Genomic DNA, 16,733 nt, shown 5'->3' with positions numbered 1-16,733 from the left:
GGCCCGGCGGCGCTCATTCCTGGGTATTTCATGGTCAGAAATTCCCCACGATGAAATCTTTGAAACGGCCGAACGCCGTCTTCATGGACCCGCTCTTTTGCGCCACCTTGAAGCCGCGCAAACGGGCCAGCCGGGCCTCTTCGAGAAGGCCCATGACGGTAGCAGCACGGGGCTGGGCCACCATGTCAGACAACGCGCTGGAATACTTGGGAATGCCTCGGCGCACGGGCTTGAGGAAGATGTCTTCCCCCAGCTCGATCATGCCGGGCATCACCGAGCTGCCGCCTGTGAGCACGATGCCCGACGACAGCACTTCTTCATAGCCCGACTCGCGCACCACCTGCTGCACGAGCGAGAAAATTTCTTCCACCCGCGGCTCGATCACACCGGCCAGCGCCTGCTTGCTCAGCATGCGCGGGCTGCGGTCGCCCAGGCCCGGCACTTCCACCTGCGCCTCCGGGTCGGCCAGCAGTTGTTTGGCGTAGCCGCTTTCCACCTTGATGTCTTCAGCGTCCTTGGTGGGCGTGCGCAGCGCCATGGCGATGTCGCTGGTGATGAGGTCGCCCGCAATCGGAATCACTGCCGTGTGGCGGATCGCGCCGCCGGTGAAGATGGCAACATCCGTCGTGCCCGCGCCGATGTCCACCACCACCACACCCAGCTCGCGCTCATCGTCGGTCAGCACGGCCTGGCTGCTGGCCAGCGGGTTCAGCATGAGCTGCTCGACCTCCAGGCCGCAACGGCGTACGCACTTGATGATGTTTTCGGCCGCGCTCTGCGCACCGGTCACGATGTGGATCTTGGCCTCCAGGCGGATGCCGCTCATGCCGATGGGCTCTTTCACATCCTGCCCATCGATCACAAACTCTTGCGGCTCCACCAGCAGCAGGCGCTGGTCGCTGCTGATGTTGATGGCCTTGGCCGTCTCGACCACGCGCGCCACGTCGGCCGAGGTGACTTCCTTGTCCTTCACGGCCACCATGCCGCTGGAGTTGAGCCCCCGGATATGGCTGCCGGTGATGCCGGTGTACACACGCTGGATCTTGCAGTCGGCCATCAGCTCGGCCTCTTTCAGGGCCTGCTGGATGCTTTGCACGGTAGCGTCGATGTTCACCACCACACCGCGCTTGAGACCATTGCTCGGGGCTACGCCCAAGCCTGCAAGCTTGAGCTCGCCATTGGGCAGGACCTCGGCCACCACGGCCATGACCTTGGCGGTGCCGATATCCAGCCCCACCACAACGTCTTTGTATTCTCTTGCCATATCAGTCTCTGCCCTTCTCTGTTCTGTCCCGCCGCCCCACGGCCCCATTCACGAACCCACCTGCGTCCCGCTCCACATACCAGCGCTGTTGCTGTTGCTGCATGCCATTACCTCCTGCGCACGGCACTGGCCGAAGCAGCCGCCGCTGCGGTATCGGTCACCACCGTGGTCACACCGCGCATGCGCAGGGCGTAGCCCCCGGCATGCCGCAGATCGGCGGACTCCAGGGCATCCACGCGCCGCCCGTACTGCGCAGCCACCTGTGTCAGGGTGCGCGTGAAGCGTTGCGTGCGCTGCACCACCTCCTGCGGCGTGCCGCCGCCCAGCTCCACCACGGCGTCGCTGTCCAGCGTGGCCCGCCAACCGCCCCGCCCCGTCAGCTCCAGCGTCTCGACCTCCAGCCCGAGCGGTTTGAACACCGGCTGCAGCAGGCCAAACATCTGCAGCACCTCGGGGGAGCTGCCCGCAGGTCCCAGCAGGCGCGGCAGGCCGTCCTGTTCCACATCACCCACGTTGGCCTCGAACACTTCGCCCTGGCTGTTGACCAGTGCAGAGCCGGTGTCCGGCCCCCAGTACGCCACGGCGTCATGCTCCTGCAGTTCCACGCGCAGGCTGCCGGGGTACACCCGCCGCACCTGGGCGCGGCGCACCCAGGGCACTTGCTCGAAGGCCTCGCGCGCGGCACGCAAATCCACCGTGAAGAAATTGCCCACCAAGTGCGGCGCGACATTGGCCCGCAAGGTCACCGCGTTGTTGTGCACCAGCTCGCCCTGCACCACGATGCGCGCAATCGCAAAGCCCGGGTAGCGCAGCACCCACCAGGCCCCCGCCGCCAGCACAAGCAGGACGCAGCCCACGAACAAGACCGATGCGGTCAGGTTCATGAGCTTGACGTCCAGCGGTGCGGGCAACGTTTGGGTCATCAGTCGGCCTTCGACCTTGTCGGTGTGTCCAAGGCGGCATCGGCCAGGATGCGCAGGCACAGCTCTTCGTAGCTGATGCCCGAAGCCCGTGCGGACATCGGCACCAGCGAATGCCCGGTCATGCCGGGGGACGTGTTCATCTCCAGCAGGAAGGGCTTGCGATCGCTGGCGCGGATCATCAGGTCGGCACGGCCCCAGCCCCGGCAACCCAGGGTGCGGTAAGCCTCCAGCACGATGCGCTGGATCTCGCGCTCCTCAGCCTCGGGCAGGCCGCTCGGGCACTGGTACTTCACGTCATCGGTGAAATACTTGTTCTGGTAGTCGTAGGCGCCATCGGGCGCCACGATGCGGATCACTGGCAGCGCACGGGCACTGGCGCCCTGGCCCAGCACGGGGCAGGTCACTTCTTCGCCTTCGATGAACTCTTCGCACAACACATCGGGGTCGTACTGGGCAGACAGCTGCACGGCCTCCTGCATGTCCGAGTAGCCACGCACCTTGGTCACGCCGATGGAGGAGCCTTCGCGCGGCGGCTTCACGATGAGGGGCAGGCCCAGCTCATCGGGCACGGTGCGCACCACCTCGCGCTGCTGGCGGTCGGGCGCCAGCCACACGTAACGTGGTGTGGGCAGGCCCTCGGCCAGCCACACGCGCTTGGTCATGACCTTGTCCATGGCGATGGCCGAGGCCATCACGCCCGGACCGGTGTACGGGATGCGCAGCAGCTCCAGTGCGCCCTGCACCGTACCGTCCTCGCCATGGCGGCCGTGCAGCGCGATGAAACAGCGCGCATAGCCGTCGCGCTTCAGGTCACCCAGTGCGTTCTGCGCGGGGTCGAAGGCATGGGCATCCACCCCGCGCGAACGCAGCGCCTGCAGCACGCCGCTGCCAGACATCAGCGAGACCTCGCGCTCGGCCGAGTCACCGCCCATCAGTACGGCAACCTTGCCCAGGGATTTCACATCAAAATTGGAATCAAAAACGGTCATAGCGCGCTCCCTTCAAGCGCTGATAGCTCACTATTTTGTAGCATCTCCACCACCTTGCCAGGTACGGCGCCAATCGACCCTGCGCCCATGCACATCACCACGTCGTCGGCCTTCGCGTTGTCGGCAATGGCCTGGGGCAGGTCGGCCACGTTGTCGATGAACACCGGCTCCACGCGGCCCGCCACGCGCAGCGCGCGGGCCAGCGATCGACCATCGGCGGCCACCACAGGCGCCTCCCCAGCGGCATACACCTCGGTGAGCAGCACGGCATCGGCATTGCCGATGACCTTCACAAAATCCTCGAAGCAATCGCGCGTGCGGCTGTAGCGGTGCGGCTGGAAAGCCAGCACCAGGCGGCGCCCCGGGAAGGCACCCCGTGCGGCAGCCAAGGTGGCCGCCATCTCCACCGGGTGGTGGCCGTAGTCGTCGATCACGGTGAACTGGCCGCCGTCCTTGGCGGGCAGGTCGCCATAACGCTGGAAGCGCCGGCCCACGCCCTTGAAGCCCGCCAGCGCACGCTGTACGGCTTCGTCCGGAATGTTCAGCTCCACGGCCACGGCAATGGCCGACAGCGCGTTGAGCACGTTGTGCTCGCCCGCGAGGTTGAGCACGATCTCCATGTCGGGCAGCGTGACGCCGTTGCGCCGCTGCACGGTAAAGCGCATCTGGCCCGCCTCGGCCCGCACGTTGATGGCGCGCACCTGCGCGTCTTCCGAAAAGCCGTAGCTGGTGATGGGGCAGGTCACGCTTTGCAGGATGTCGCGCACGGCCGGGCTGTCCACACACAGGATGGCCGTGCCGTAGAACGGCATGCGGTGCAGGAAATCGACAAACGCGCCCTTGAGCCGGCCGAAGTCGTGGCCGTAGGTCTCCATGTGGTCGGCGTCGATGTTGGTCACCACGGCCATCACGGGCAGCAGGTTCAGGAACGATGCGTCGGACTCGTCGGCCTCGACCACGATGTAGTCGCCGCTGCCCAGCTTGGCATTGGCGCCTGCGCTGTTGAGCTTGCCGCCGATCACAAAGGTCGGGTCCAGGCCCGCCTCGGCCAGCACGCTGGTCACGAGGCTGGTGGTGGTCGTCTTGCCGTGGGTGCCTGCAATGGCGATGCCCTGCTTCAGGCGCATCAGCTCCGCCAGCATGAGCGCGCGGGGCACCACGGGAATTTTTTTCTCGCGCGCGGCCAGCACCTCGGGGTTGTCGGGCGTGACGGCGGTGGAGGTGACCACGGCATCCGCGCCGTCGATGTGCGCGGCTGCATGGCCCAGGCAGGTCTTGATGCCCAGCCCCTCCAGGCGGCGCAGCGTGGCGCTGTCGGCCAGGTCCGAGCCCGAGATGCGGTAGCCTAGGTTGAACAGCACCTCGGCGATGCCGCTCATGCCCGCGCCGCCCAGGCCCACAAAATGGATATGGCGAATCGCGTGTTTCATGCCAACTCCTCGCAGGCAGTCACCACTTCGCGGGTTGCGTTGATTTTTTGCATGTTTTTGGCCTTCAGCGCAATATCTACAAGCGCAGGGCGCTCCAATTTCAATAGCATTTTCGACAGCCCCTCGGGCGTCAGGTCGCGCTGCTGCACCAACCAGCCGCCACCGGCATCCACGAGGAACCTGGCATTGGTGGTCTGGTGGTCGTCCACCGCCGACGGGAACGGCACAAACAAGGCAGCAGCGCCCACGGCAGCGATCTCGGTGACCGTGCTCGCGCCAGAGCGGCAGACGACGATGTCGGCCGCCGCAAACGCGCTGGCGGTGTCATCGATGAAGGGCGTGCACTCCGCCTCGACCCCTGCAGCCGCATAGTTGGCCCGCAGGGCGTCGATCTGCGTGGCGCCGCTCTGGTGAATCACCTGCGGGCGCTGGTCGGCAGGCATCAGGGCAATAGCCTTTGGCACGATCTCGTTGAGTGCGCGCGCCCCCAGGCTGCCACCCACCACCAGCAGGCGCAGCGGACCGGTGCGCCCCGCAAACCGCTCGGCCGGGCCGGGCTGCTGCGTGAACGGCGTGCGCAGGGGGTTACCCACCCACTGGCCTTGTTTGAACACGTTGGGGAAGGCGGTGAACACCCGGTCGGCCACACCGGCCAGCACCTTGTTGGCCATGCCCGCCACCGAGTTCTGCTCGTGCAGCACCAGCGGCTTGCCTGCCAGCACCCCCATCATGCCGCCCGGAAATGTGATGTAGCCGCCCAGGCCCACCACCACATCGGGCTTGACGCGCCGCACCACCTGCAGGGCTTGCCAGAAGGCACGCAACAGGCGCAGCGGCAGCAGGGCCAGCGTCACGATGCCTTTGCCGCGCACGCCCGAGAAGTCGATCAGTTCGAGGGCGAAGCCGTGCGTGGGCACGATGCGCGACTCCATGCTGCCGGGCGCGCCCAGCCAGTGCACACGCCAGCCATGCGTGCGCAGCTCTTCGGCCACCGCAAGGCCCGGAAAGATGTGGCCGCCGGTGCCACCGGCCATGATCAGAGCAGTTTTCTGCGCGCTCATACGCGGCCCCCTCTCATGAGGAGCTTGTTCTCGTAGTCGACCCGCAATACCACCGCAAGCGCCACCAGGTTCATCAAAATCGCAGACCCCCCAAAGCTCATCAACGGCAGCGTGAGCCCCTTGGTGGGCAACGCGCCCAGGTTCACGCCCATGTTGATGAAGGCCTGAAAGCCGATCCAGATCGCCACGCCCTGCGCTACCAGCCCGGCGAACACGCGGTCCAGGGCAATCGCCTGGCGGCCGATGTGCATGATGCGACGCGTCATCCACAAGAACAGCACGATGAGCGTGACCACGCCCACCAGGCCAAACTCCTCGCCAATCACGGCGAGCAAAAAGTCGGTGTGCGCTTCGGGCAGCCAGTGCAGCTTTTCCACGCTGCCGCCCAGCCCCACACCGAAGATCTCGCCGCGCCCGATGGCGATGAGCGAGTGCGAGAGCTGGTAGCCCTTGCCCAGGGCGTGCTCCTCGCTGAAGGGGTCGAGATAGGCAAACACGCGTTCGCGCCGCCAAGGCGAGCTGGCGATCATCACGCCAAAAGCCGCCACCAGCACCCCGGCGATGAGAAAGAACATGCGGGCGTTGACGCCCCCCAGGAACAGAATGCCCATGGCAATGACGGCCACGACCATGAACGCGCCCATGTCGGGTTCGGCCAGCAGCAGCACGCCCACAATGCCCACGGCAGCGCCCATGGGCAGCACGGCGCGGAAAAACCGCTCCTTCACTTCCATCTTGCGCACCATGTAGTCGGCCGCATAGATGAGCACGGCAAACTTGGCCACTTCAGAGGGCTGAAAGCCAATGGGTCCGATGGACAACCAGCGCCGCGCGCCGTTGACGACCTTGCCCACGCCGGGGATCAGCACCGCGATCAGCAGCAGCAACGCGACCACGAACAACCACGGCGCCGCACGCTCCCACAGCGCCATCGGCACCTGGAAGGCCAGCAGCGCCACCACAAACCCGATCACCAGATACATCGCGTGGCGGGTCAGAAAATGGGTGGAGGCATAGTTGGCAAAACGCGGGTTGTCCGGCATGGCAATCGAGGCCGAATACACCATCACCAGCCCCCAGGCCAGCAATGCAACCACCACCCACAGCAGGGCCTGGTCGAAACCCAGCACGCTGGCCGGTGTGCTCGACGACTGGCGGTACTCGGTGCCACCCACGCGCACCGGCAATACGTCGGCCGCCTTGCCGGGCAGGCCGCCAAACCAGCCGGTCACCCGCTGCAGCAATGTGGAATTGCGCACGTCGGCGGTCATGCCATGCCCTCCAGGGATTGCCCGGCATCGTCTGCCAGCGTGCGCACCGCGTCGCAGAAGACCTGTGCGCGGTGTTCGTAGTCCTTGAACATGTCAAAACTCGCGCAGGCGGGCGACATCAGCACGGCATCGCCCGCATGGGCCCGCTGCGTGGCCAGAGCCACAGCCTGAGGCAACGTCTCGGCATCCAGCAGTACCACGCCGCAGTCCTGCAGCGCAGCGCGGATCTGCGGCGCATCGCGCCCGATGAGCACCACAGCGCGCGCATAGCGCGAAACCGGCGCTGCGAGCGGCGAGAAGTCCTGCCCCTTGCCTTCGCCACCCAGGATGACCACGATGCGGCGCTCTGCGCCCAGGCCGGTAAGGGCCGCCACCGTGGCGCCCACGTTGGTGCCCTTGCTGTCGTCAAAGTACTCAATGCCGTTGATGATGGCCACGGGCTCCACGCGGTGCGGCTCACCCCGGTATTCGCGCAGCCCGTACAGCAGCGGGGCCAAGGTGCAGCCTGCGGCCGAGGCCAGGGCCAGCGCAGCCAGCGCGTTCACCGCATTGTGGCGGCCCCGGATGCGCAGCGCATCGGCGGGCATCAGGCGCTGGATGTGCAGGTCTTCCGCCACTTCGTTGCGGCCGCGCTTGCGGGTTTCATCCGCGTCCATCGCGCGTACCAGCCAGGGCATGCCGCTCACGACCTCAATGCCAAAGTCGCCGGGGCGCCGGGGCATGTCGGCGCCAAAGGTCAGGTGCTCACGCACCTGGGGCTTTTGCAGCTTGACCTTGACCGGAGGCGGCAGCATCTGCATCACGGCCACGTCTTCGCGGTTCAAAATCATGAGCCCCGTCTGGCCAAAGATGCGCGCCTTGGCCGCCGCGTAGGCCGCCATGTCACCGTGCCAGTCCAGGTGGTCCTGCGTGATGTTGAGCACGGTCGCCGCAGTGGGCTCAAAGTTGGTCACACCATCGAGCTGGAAGCTTGATAGCTCCAGCACCCACACCTCGGGCAACGTGCCGGCGTCGATGTGGCCCGCCAGGGTATCGAGCAACGTGGGGCCGATGTTGCCAGCCACGGCCACGCTCTTTCCCGAACGCTCCACGAGCTGGCCCGTGAGCGATGTGACCGTGGTTTTGCCGTTGGTACCGGTGATCGCCAGCACCGCCGGTGCGTAGCCATGGGATGCCCGCAGCGCGTTCAGCGCCATGGAATACAAACTTAGTTCGCCCCCAGCGCTTACTCCACAGGCACTAGCAGCTATCAAAACAGGAGCTATTGCCTCAGGACTCAAACCGGGAGAACGGTAGACCGCGTTCAGGCCTTGGCCTTCCACCAGGCTGGCATCAAAGGCACCGGCGACAAAACGCACCTGGGGCAGCTCCTGCTGCAGCAGGGGCAGCTGTGGCGGCGCAGCGCGGGTGTCGGCCACGGTGACCTCGGCCCCGCAGCGCACGCACCAGCGGGCCATGGCCAGGCCCGAGGCGCCCAGCCCCAGGATAAGGATGTTCTGACCTTGCAGCAGTTGGGCCATGGCTTCGCGCGGCGCGACCTGCGGCTCGGCCTCTGCGCCGGATGCACCCGGGGCGTCAACGTCTTCAACGTCGACACTGTGCTCGACGGGCGCGGCCTCGGGCGCCGATACGTCGGCAAAGATCTGCGCCACGAATTCGGCGGCAGCCTTGGCAGCCGAGATGGCGGGCACGGCTTCAGGGTCCCAGGTATGGCCCTTGGCGGGTGCGTTCCCGGCTGCAGGGGTTACGTCCGGCGCGGCCATTTCAGGCGGCACTGCAGCGACGGGTTCGCCAGCTCGGGACGACGGCTCAGCCGCAATGCCCACGCTGGGCTGCTGCGCATCGGTGTTCAGCGCCTCGGTATCGGCATCGACAGTTTCCGTGGGGTCCGGTGCAAAAAAGTCGTCACCGGCGGGCGCGTTCACGTCGGCGTCCGCACCCGGCCCTGCCAACGGCCGCGCGGCATCGGGCGCCCCGGGTTCGGCGGGCGTGGGACGGATGAGAGGCTCGTCAGCGTTCATCGCAGTTTCAAGGTGGACAGGCCGATGAGGCAAAGCAGCATGGTGATGATCCAGAAGCGCACGACCACCTGCGTTTCCTTCCAGCCGCTCTTTTCAAAGTGGTGGTGCAGGGGCGCCATCTTGAGCAGGCGGCGGCCTTCTCCGTAGCGCTTCTTGGTGAACTTGAACCAGGTCACCTGCAGCATCACCGACAGTGCTTCAACCACGAAGATGCCGCCCATGATGGCCAGCACGATTTCCTGCCGCACGATGATGGCGATGGTGCCCAGCGCAGCACCCAGCGCCAGTGCGCCCACGTCGCCCATGAACACCTGGGCTGGATGCGCGTTGAACCACAGGAAGGCAAGGCCCGCCCCCGCCATGGCGGCGCAGAAGATCAACAGTTCGCCCGCGCCCGGAATGTGCGGGAAAAACAGGTACTTGGAGTACACCGAGCTGCCCGTGACATAGGCAAACACGCCCAGGGCCGAACCCACCATCACCACCGGCATGATGGCCAGGCCGTCCAGGCCGTCTGTCAGGTTCACGGCATTGCTGGAGCCGACGATGACGAGGTAGGTCAGGATCACGAAGCCCAGCACGCCCAGCGGGTAGCTGATCTCCTTGAAGAACGGCAGCTGCAAGCCTGCCTTGGGTGGCAGGTCCAGCGAGAAGCCCGACTGCACCCAGCCCACGAACAGCTCCCACACCTTGGCGTTGGAGCTTTCGGAAATGCTGAACACCAGATACAGCGCAGCAATCAAGCCGATCACCGACTGCCAGAAATACTTCTCGCGCGAGCGCATGCCTTCGGGGTCCTTGTTGACCACCTTGCGCCAGTCGTCCACCCAGCCGATGGCGCCAAAACCCAGCGTGACGATGAGCACGATCCACACAAAGCGGTTGGACAGGTCGAACCACAACAGCGTGGAAATCGCAATCGACAGCAGGATCAGCACGCCACCCATCGTGGGCGTTCCGCTCTTGGACAGGTGCGTCTGCATGGCATAGCCCCGGATAGGCTGGCCGATCTTGAGCGAGGTGAGCACACGGATCACCTTGGGGCCCGCAATCAGGCCGATGAGCAGCGCCGTCATGGCGGCCATCACCGCGCGGAACGTGAGGTACTGGAACACGCGGAAAAAGCCGAACTCGGGCGACAGACCCTGCAGCCATTGCGACAACATCAGCAGCATGTGGCCTCCCCCGCTTGCACGGCCTTGGGTACCGCCACCACACGGGTGACTTCAGAGTGTTGCGCCATGGTGTCCCTCCGGTGCCCGGTTCTGCTTTTGTTGTTGTTCTTGCGGCTGCGCTGCGGCGGTTGCAGTGGCGGCAATCGCCTCCACCACCTGTTCCATCTTCATGAATCTCGATCCTTTGACCAGCACACTGCCCACGGTGGACAGGGCATCGCGCACTGCCACCAGCAGCGCACTCATATCGTTGAAATGCCGGGCACCTCCATAGGCCGTGGCGGCGTGCACCGACTGCGCGCCCAGCGCGAACACCAGGGGGATGCCTGCCGCACGCGCATGGGCACCGGCCTCGGCGTGGAACTGCGGGCCCTGGTCGCCCACCTCGCCCATGTCGCCCAGCACCAGCAGTTGCGGGCCGGGCAGCTCGGCCAGCACGTCGATGGCGGCGCGCATGGAGTCGGGGTTGGCGTTGTAGGTGTCGTCCACCACGGTGATGTCGCGGCCCGCGCAGTGCACGCTGAAAGCGCGCGAGCGGCCCTTGACTGGCACAAAGTCATTCAGCCCTTGGGCGATGGCGACCAGGGGCGCCCCCGCCGCCAGCGTGCAGGCAGCGGCTGCCAGTGCATTGGTCACGTTGTGGCGCCCCGCAATGTGCAGGTGGGTGGCCACTTCGCCTTGTGGCGTGGCCAGTGTGACGGCCCAAGCGCCCTGGCCCCACGCAGCCCGCGTGCAGGCCACATCGCCACCGTCGCCAAAAGTGACAACGCGGCGCCCTGCCGCCAGCGAGCGCCAGAGGCCCGTGTAGGCATCCCCCGCAGGGAACACGGCCACACCGTCGGAAGGCAGACTGGCGAACACCGAGCCGTTCTCGCGGGCCACGGCTTCCACCGTGTGCATGAACTCCAGGTGCTCACGCTGCGCGTTGTTGACCAGCGCCACCGTGGGCTGCGCCATGGCGGCCAGCGTGGCGATCTCGCCCGGGTGGTTCATGCCCATTTCGATCACGGCGGCGGCGTGGCTGGCCTGCAGGCGCAGAAGCATCAGCGGCACGCCGATGTCGTTGTTGAAATTGCCCTGCGTGGCAAAGGCAGCGTCACCCTTCCAGGCGCGCAGGATGGACGCAATCATCTGCGTCACCGTGGTTTTTCCGTTGCTGCCCGTCACGCCGACCAACGGAAGGCTGAACTGCGCCCGCCACGCTGCAGCCAGCGCGCCCAGCGCTGCCAGGCTGTCCGGCACCTCGATGCCCGGCAGGCCTGCGGCGGCAAGGCCGCCATGGGCGATGGCAGCGGCGGCGCCACCAGCGCGGGCGTCGGGCAAGAACGCATTGGCGTCAAACCGCTCGCCCTTGAGCGCCACAAACAGGTCGCCCGCCTGCAGCGTGCGCGTGTCGGTGTGCACGCGTGCGAGCGGCGTAGCGCCATCGCCCACTAGGCGGGCGGCGGGAATGCGCGGCTGAAGCAGCGCAAACGCCTGCGCCAGGGTCATCATCACCCCAGGGGTGGCGGTCATGGACGGGCTCCTCGGGCCTGCAGCGCGGTCTGCGCATGGGCCATGTCGGAGAACGGCAGGCGCACACCGGCCGTCTCCTGGGTGTCTTCGTGGCCCTTGCCGGCGATCAGCACCACATCGGCGGGCGCTGCATCGGCAATGGCCAGCGCAATGGCGGCGGCGCGGTCGGGCTCGGCGCGCACGGTGTTGCCAGCGATGGTGCCTTGCAGAATCTGGTGCAGGATTGCCGCAGGGTCTTCGCTGCGCGGGTTGTCGCTGGTCACCACCACCCGGTCGGCGTGGTGCTGGGCGACGGCGCCCATCAACGGGCGCTTGCCTGCATCGCGGTCGCCGCCACAGCCAAAAACGCACCAGAGCTGGCCACCGCGCTCCTGCGCGATCGGGCGCAGGGCTTGCAAGGCCTTGTCCAGCGCATCGGGCGTATGGGCATAGTCCACGGCCACCAGGGGTTGGCCAGGGTGGTGGATCTGCTCCATGCGGCCCGGCACCGGGGAAAGCTGGGCGCAGGCATAAAGCGCGTGCTGCAGCGGCACGCCCAGCGCGCGCAGCCCGGCCAGCACGCCCAGCAGGTTGGAGACGTTGTACTGCCCGATCACGCGGGTCTGCAGCACATGCGTGTGCACACCTTCGGCCACGGTGAAGCGCAGCCCGCCTTCGCCCATGCTGATGTCGCGCGCCGCCAGACGGGCGGGGCCGGTGATGGACACACTCCACAGGTCCAGCAGCCGGTCTGCCAACGTGGCATGCAGCTCGGCGCCGCGTGCATCGTCGATGTTGACCACCGCAGCCTGCAGGCCCGGCCAGTCAAAGAGCACGCTCTTGGCCTGCCAGTAGGCCGCCATGCCGGGGTGGTAGTCCAGATGGTCCTGCGTGAAGTTGGTGAACAAGGCAACACGGATGCGTGTGCCTGCCATGCGGTGTTCGGCCAGGCCGATGGAAGAGGCCTCTATGGCGCAGGCCGTGCGGCCCGAGTCGGCGAACCGCTGGAACGCGCGCTGCAAGCGCACCGGGTCGGGGGTGGTCATGCCCGTGCTGGTGAGTGCAGGCGGCGTTCCCATGCCCAAAGTGCCTACCAGCGCGCATCCGCCTTGCGCAGTAAGCTCATGTTTTGATAGCACATTGAGGGCTTCGGCCAGCCACCAGCTGGTGCTGGTCTTGCCGTTGGTGCCCGTCACGGCCAGCACGTCCAAGCGCTGCGTGGGCTGGTCGAACCAGTCGGCCGCAATCAGGCCGGTGGCGGCCTTCAGGCCATGGAGTGCCGCCACGGGCAGACCTTGCAGCGCAAAGGCCTCGACACCCTCGTGCTCCACCAGGCAAGCCACAGCACCCCGCGCAAACGCATCGCCGACGTGGGCGCGGCCGTCGGTGGCAGCGCCTGGCCAGGCGATGAAACCATCGCCGGGACGGATCTGGCGGCTGTCGGTCTGCAGGGTGCCGGTCACCCGCTCGCGCAGCCAGGCCACGGCATCGTGCACCGATTGGAGCAAAGGCACCGTCGTCATAGCGATTCCTCCACCGCGTTGGCCACGATCTGTGGCTTGACCGCCATGTCGGGCTGCACGCCCATCATGCGCAGCGTCTGCTGCACGACTTCGCTGAACACCGGTGCAGCCACGGCACCGCCGTAGAACACGCCATTGCTGGGCTCGTCAATCATCACGGCCACGATGATGCGGGGCTTGTCGATGGGCGCCATGCCGGTGAACCACGCGCGGTACTTGCCCGAAGCGTAGTTCTTGCCCACCTGCTTGCGCGCCGTGCCCGACTTGCCGCCCACCGAGTAGCCCACGGTCTGGGCCTTCTGGCCGGTGCCACCAGGGCCTGCAGCCATCTGCAGCATCTTGCGCACCTGGTCGGCCGTCCGCTCGGAAAATACCGGCACGCCCACGGCGGGCTCGGCTGTCTTGAGCATGGTGGCGGGAATCACCCGGCCACCGTTGGCAAACACCGTGTACGAGCGCGCCATCTGGAACAGGCTGGCCGACAGGCCGTAGCCATACGACATGGTGGCCTGCTCCACCGGGCGCCAGGTCTTGTACGGGCGCAGACGACCCGTCACCACACCGGGGAAATGCAGTTGCGGCTTCTGGCCAAAACCAGCGGCTGAGAAGGTCTCCCACATTTCGCGTGCAGGCATCTGCATGGCCAGCTTGGTGGTGCCCACGTTGCTGGACTTCTGGATCACGCCTTCCACCGTCAGCACGCCGTAGTTGTGCGTGTCGGAGATGGTGGAGCCGGTAATGTTGATGCGCCCCGGTGTGGTGTCCACGATGGTTTCGGGACGCACGCGGCCCGTCTCCAGTGCCAGGCCGATGGTGAAGGGCTTCATGGTCGAACCGGGCTCGAACACGTCGGTCAGTGCGCGGTTGCGCAGCTGTTCGCCCGTGAGGTTCTGGCGCCTGTCGGGCACGTAGCTCGGGTAGTTGGCCAGCGCCAGCAGCTCGCCTGTGTGCGCATCGAGCACCACCACACTGCCCGCCTTGGCTTTGTGCGCGGCCACCTGGTCGCGCAGCTTCTGGTAGGCAAAGAACTGCACCTTGCTGTCGATGGACAGCTGCATGTCCTTGCCATCGACCGGCGGCACGGTTTCGCCCACGCTTTCGACCACGCGGCCCAGGCGGTCCTTGATCACGCGGCGCGAGCCCGGCTTGCCCGCGAGCTCCTTGTCGAACGCCAGTTCCATGCCTTCCTGGCCATGGTCTTCCACGTTGGTGAAGCCCACCACGTGCGCAGCGGCTTCACCCTCGGGGTACTGGCGTTTGTATTCCTTGCGCTGGTAGATGCCCTTGATGTCGAGCGCAGCAATCTGCTGGCCCACATCCCAGTCGAGCTGGCGCTTGATCCAGACAAAGGTCTTGTCTTCATCCGCCAGCTTTTTCTGCAGCTCGGCCTGCGGCATGTCGAGCAGTTTGGCCAGCTGCTTGAGCTTGGCGCGCACCTCGGGCCTGTCCTGGTCCACGTCTTCAGGGATGGCCCAGATGCTGGCCGCCGGCACGCTGGAGGCGAGGATCAATCCGTTGCGGTCCACAATCTTGCCGCGGTTGGCGGGCAGCTCCAGCGTGCGCGCAAAACGCACTTCGCCCTGGCGCTGAAAAAACGCGTTGCCAAACACCTGCACATAGGCAGCGCGCCCCGCCAGCCCCAGAAAACCCAGCGCAATCATCGCCACGATGAACTTGCTGCGCCAGACCGGTGTCTTGCTGGCAAGCAGCGGGCTGGAGGTGTAGAGCACGCTGCGGCTCATGGCTGCACCCCTGCCGGTTGCGATGCGGCCGCTGCAGCCGCCGCCGCAACACCCTGTGGGTCAGACACATACTGTGTGATGGCCGGCGTGGCCGTGCGCATGTTCAGCTGGGCACGCGCGATCTTCTCCACCCGCAGCGGCGTGGCCTGGGCGCGCTTTTCCACCTGCAGGCGCTGGTGCTCGGTTTCCAGACGACGGGCCTCGGCCACAGCGCGGTCCAGCTCGGTGAACAGGCGGCGCGATTCATACTGGGTGTGCACCAGATAGATCGCGCTGGCCAGCACCGCCAGCAACAGGACCACGTTGAGCCTCGTCATGTCAGACGACCGCCGTGCGCTCGGCCACGCGCATGATAGCGCTGCGTGAGCGGGGGTTGGCGGCCACTTCGGCAGCACTGGGCTTGATGCGGTCCAGCGCGATGAGCTTCATGGCCTGCGGCGCGGCAAACGGCGCACGGCGGTCATAGACCTCCTTGGAGTGTTTGGCGATGAACTGTTTGACGATGCGGTCTTCGAGCGAGTGAAAGCTGATGACTACCAGCCGCCCGCCCGGCTGCAGCACCGAGAGGCTGGCCTCTAGCGCCTGTTGCAGCTCTTCAAGCTCGGCGTTGATGAAAATCCGAAGAGCTTGAAATGTGCGCGTTGCAGGGTTCTGGCCCGCTTCGCGGGTTTTGACCGCGCCAGCCACGAGATCGGCAAGTTCTGCGGTGGTTGAAAGAGGACCCCGTTCTTCGCGCCAAGCAACAATCGCCTTTGCAATGGGGCCAGCAAACCGTTCTTCACCGTAGTCACGTATCACCTCCGCAATCTGACCGACTTCGGCCGTGGCCAACCAATCGGCCACGCTTTCGCCGCGCGTGGTATCCATGCGCATGTCCAGCGGGCCGTCAAAACGGAAACTGAAGCCCCGCTCGGGGCTGTCGATCTGGGGCGAGCTCACCCCCAGGTCCATCAGCACGCCCGCAGCACTGGCGGGCGGCAGATCGGCCAGATGGCGGAAACCCTCGTGCCGAATGGAAAAACGCGCATCGGTGATGCGCGTTGCTTCGGCGATGGCTTCGGGGTCCTTGTCGAAGGCCACAAGGCGCCCCTGCGGCCCCAGCCGAAGGAGGATGAGGCGAGAGTGCCCACCGCGCCCAAAGGTCGCATCGACCCAGGTGCCCGCAGGCTCAGGGCTTGCGCCGCCCAGGAGAGAATCCACGGCCTCATTGAGCAGGACGGTGGTGTGTTGCAGGGGGGATGTCACAGCGCGCCTTAGAAGGAGAAGTCCTTGAAGACATCCGGCATCTCGCCCTGCATGGCCTTGGCCTCCTGCTCGTCGTAGGTGGCCTTGTCCCAAAGTTCGAAATGGTTGCCCATGCCCAGCAGCATGGTGTCTTTGGAGATACCGGCTGCTTCACGCAGCTCGGGCGAAACCAGCACGCGGCCCGTGGCGTCCATGTCCACATCCATGGCGTTGCCCAGAAAAATGCGCTTCCACCACTGGGCGGACATGGGCAGCTGGGCAATGCGCTCGCGGAACTTCTCCCACTCGGGGCGGGGGAACACCATCAGGCAGCCGTGCGGGTGTTTGGTGATGGTGAGCTGACCGGATGCCGTGGCCGCCAGGACGTCACGATGCCGGGTCGGCACAGACAGCCGACCCTTCGCATCGAGACTCAGCGACGAGGCACCTTGAAACACGGACAGATTTCCAATTCGGTTTTGCGCCTCGGGGGTCCGTGCAATGGACCTTGAGGGCACTTTTCACCACTTAATTGCACTTTTTTGCACTGTAGCAGGAAAAGCACACCGAACAAGAGGGTGTCCAACAAACTTTTGTAATGAAATCAACGACTTAG

The 16,733-nt window shown here is 65.9% G+C and carries 14 protein-coding genes; all 14 read right to left on the bottom strand.

The annotated features are described in order from the left end of the window. Window positions 1–34 precede the first annotated feature (34 nt). Window positions 35–1,264 (bottom strand): cell division protein FtsA, encoded by a 1,230-nt coding sequence (ftsA, locus tag KW832_RS02190; RefSeq protein ID WP_008903721.1) that lies wholly within the window; start codon window positions 1,262–1,264, stop codon window positions 35–37. Between the two features lie 107 nt (window positions 1,265–1,371). Then, entirely contained in the window at window positions 1,372–2,187 is an 816-nt protein-coding gene (locus KW832_RS02185; protein WP_121422313.1) for a cell division protein FtsQ/DivIB, read from the bottom strand. Further along, window positions 2,187–3,176 (bottom strand): D-alanine--D-alanine ligase, encoded by a 990-nt coding sequence (locus KW832_RS02180; RefSeq protein ID WP_055399558.1) that lies wholly within the window; start codon window positions 3,174–3,176, stop codon window positions 2,187–2,189. The genes KW832_RS02185 and KW832_RS02180 overlap by 1 nt, the downstream gene beginning before the upstream one ends. After that, the gene (murC, locus tag KW832_RS02175; protein ID WP_218298797.1) at window positions 3,173–4,606 is read right to left on the bottom strand and encodes a UDP-N-acetylmuramate--L-alanine ligase; all 1,434 of its coding nucleotides are present in this window, start codon (window positions 4,604–4,606) and stop codon (window positions 3,173–3,175) included. Before murC ends, KW832_RS02180 begins: the two co-directional genes overlap by 4 nt. Further along, window positions 4,603–5,667: an undecaprenyldiphospho-muramoylpentapeptide beta-N-acetylglucosaminyltransferase gene (murG, locus tag KW832_RS02170; RefSeq protein WP_218298798.1), complete on the bottom strand. Its 1,065-nt coding sequence runs from the start codon at window positions 5,665–5,667 to the stop codon at window positions 4,603–4,605. The genes murC and murG overlap by 4 nt, the downstream gene beginning before the upstream one ends. After that, window positions 5,664–6,938 (bottom strand): putative lipid II flippase FtsW, encoded by a 1,275-nt coding sequence (gene ftsW, locus KW832_RS02165; protein ID WP_055399564.1) that lies wholly within the window; start codon window positions 6,936–6,938, stop codon window positions 5,664–5,666. The genes murG and ftsW overlap by 4 nt, the downstream gene beginning before the upstream one ends. Beyond that, entirely contained in the window at window positions 6,935–8,959 is a 2,025-nt protein-coding gene (murD, locus tag KW832_RS02160) for a UDP-N-acetylmuramoyl-L-alanine--D-glutamate ligase (protein WP_218298799.1), read from the bottom strand. The genes ftsW and murD overlap by 4 nt, the downstream gene beginning before the upstream one ends. After that, on the bottom strand, window positions 8,956–10,134 hold the full coding sequence (mraY, locus tag KW832_RS02155; protein WP_121507542.1) for a phospho-N-acetylmuramoyl-pentapeptide-transferase: 1,179 nt from the start codon (window positions 10,132–10,134) through the stop codon (window positions 8,956–8,958). Before mraY ends, murD begins: the two co-directional genes overlap by 4 nt. A 51-nt stretch (window positions 10,135–10,185) precedes the next feature. Then, window positions 10,186–11,649, bottom strand: coding sequence for a UDP-N-acetylmuramoyl-tripeptide--D-alanyl-D-alanine ligase (gene murF / locus KW832_RS02150; RefSeq protein ID WP_218298800.1), 1,464 nt, complete (start codon window positions 11,647–11,649; stop codon window positions 10,186–10,188). Next, entirely contained in the window at window positions 11,646–13,151 is a 1,506-nt protein-coding gene (locus KW832_RS02145) for a UDP-N-acetylmuramoyl-L-alanyl-D-glutamate--2,6-diaminopimelate ligase (RefSeq protein ID WP_218298801.1), read from the bottom strand. Before KW832_RS02145 ends, murF begins: the two co-directional genes overlap by 4 nt. After that, a complete protein-coding gene (locus KW832_RS02140; RefSeq protein WP_176888333.1) occupies window positions 13,148–14,893 on the bottom strand; it encodes a penicillin-binding protein 2 in 1,746 nt (581 codons plus the stop codon). Before KW832_RS02140 ends, KW832_RS02145 begins: the two co-directional genes overlap by 4 nt. Further along, window positions 14,890–15,210: a cell division protein FtsL gene (gene ftsL / locus KW832_RS02135; RefSeq protein WP_055399574.1), complete on the bottom strand. Its 321-nt coding sequence runs from the start codon at window positions 15,208–15,210 to the stop codon at window positions 14,890–14,892. Before ftsL ends, KW832_RS02140 begins: the two co-directional genes overlap by 4 nt. A gap of 1 nt (window position 15,211) precedes the next feature. Continuing rightward, window positions 15,212–16,138: a 16S rRNA (cytosine(1402)-N(4))-methyltransferase RsmH gene (gene rsmH / locus KW832_RS02130; RefSeq protein ID WP_218298802.1), complete on the bottom strand. Its 927-nt coding sequence runs from the start codon at window positions 16,136–16,138 to the stop codon at window positions 15,212–15,214. 8 nt (window positions 16,139–16,146) lie between these two features. Then, window positions 16,147–16,575 (bottom strand): division/cell wall cluster transcriptional repressor MraZ, encoded by a 429-nt coding sequence (gene mraZ / locus KW832_RS02125; protein WP_008903734.1) that lies wholly within the window; start codon window positions 16,573–16,575, stop codon window positions 16,147–16,149. Window positions 16,576–16,733 lie beyond the last annotated feature (158 nt).

The organism is Acidovorax sp. sif0632 (genome assembly GCF_019218805.1).
Lineage (GTDB): Bacteria > Pseudomonadota > Gammaproteobacteria > Burkholderiales > Burkholderiaceae_C > Acidovorax > Acidovorax facilis.
This window is presented reverse-complemented; position numbering and strand designations above follow the sequence as displayed.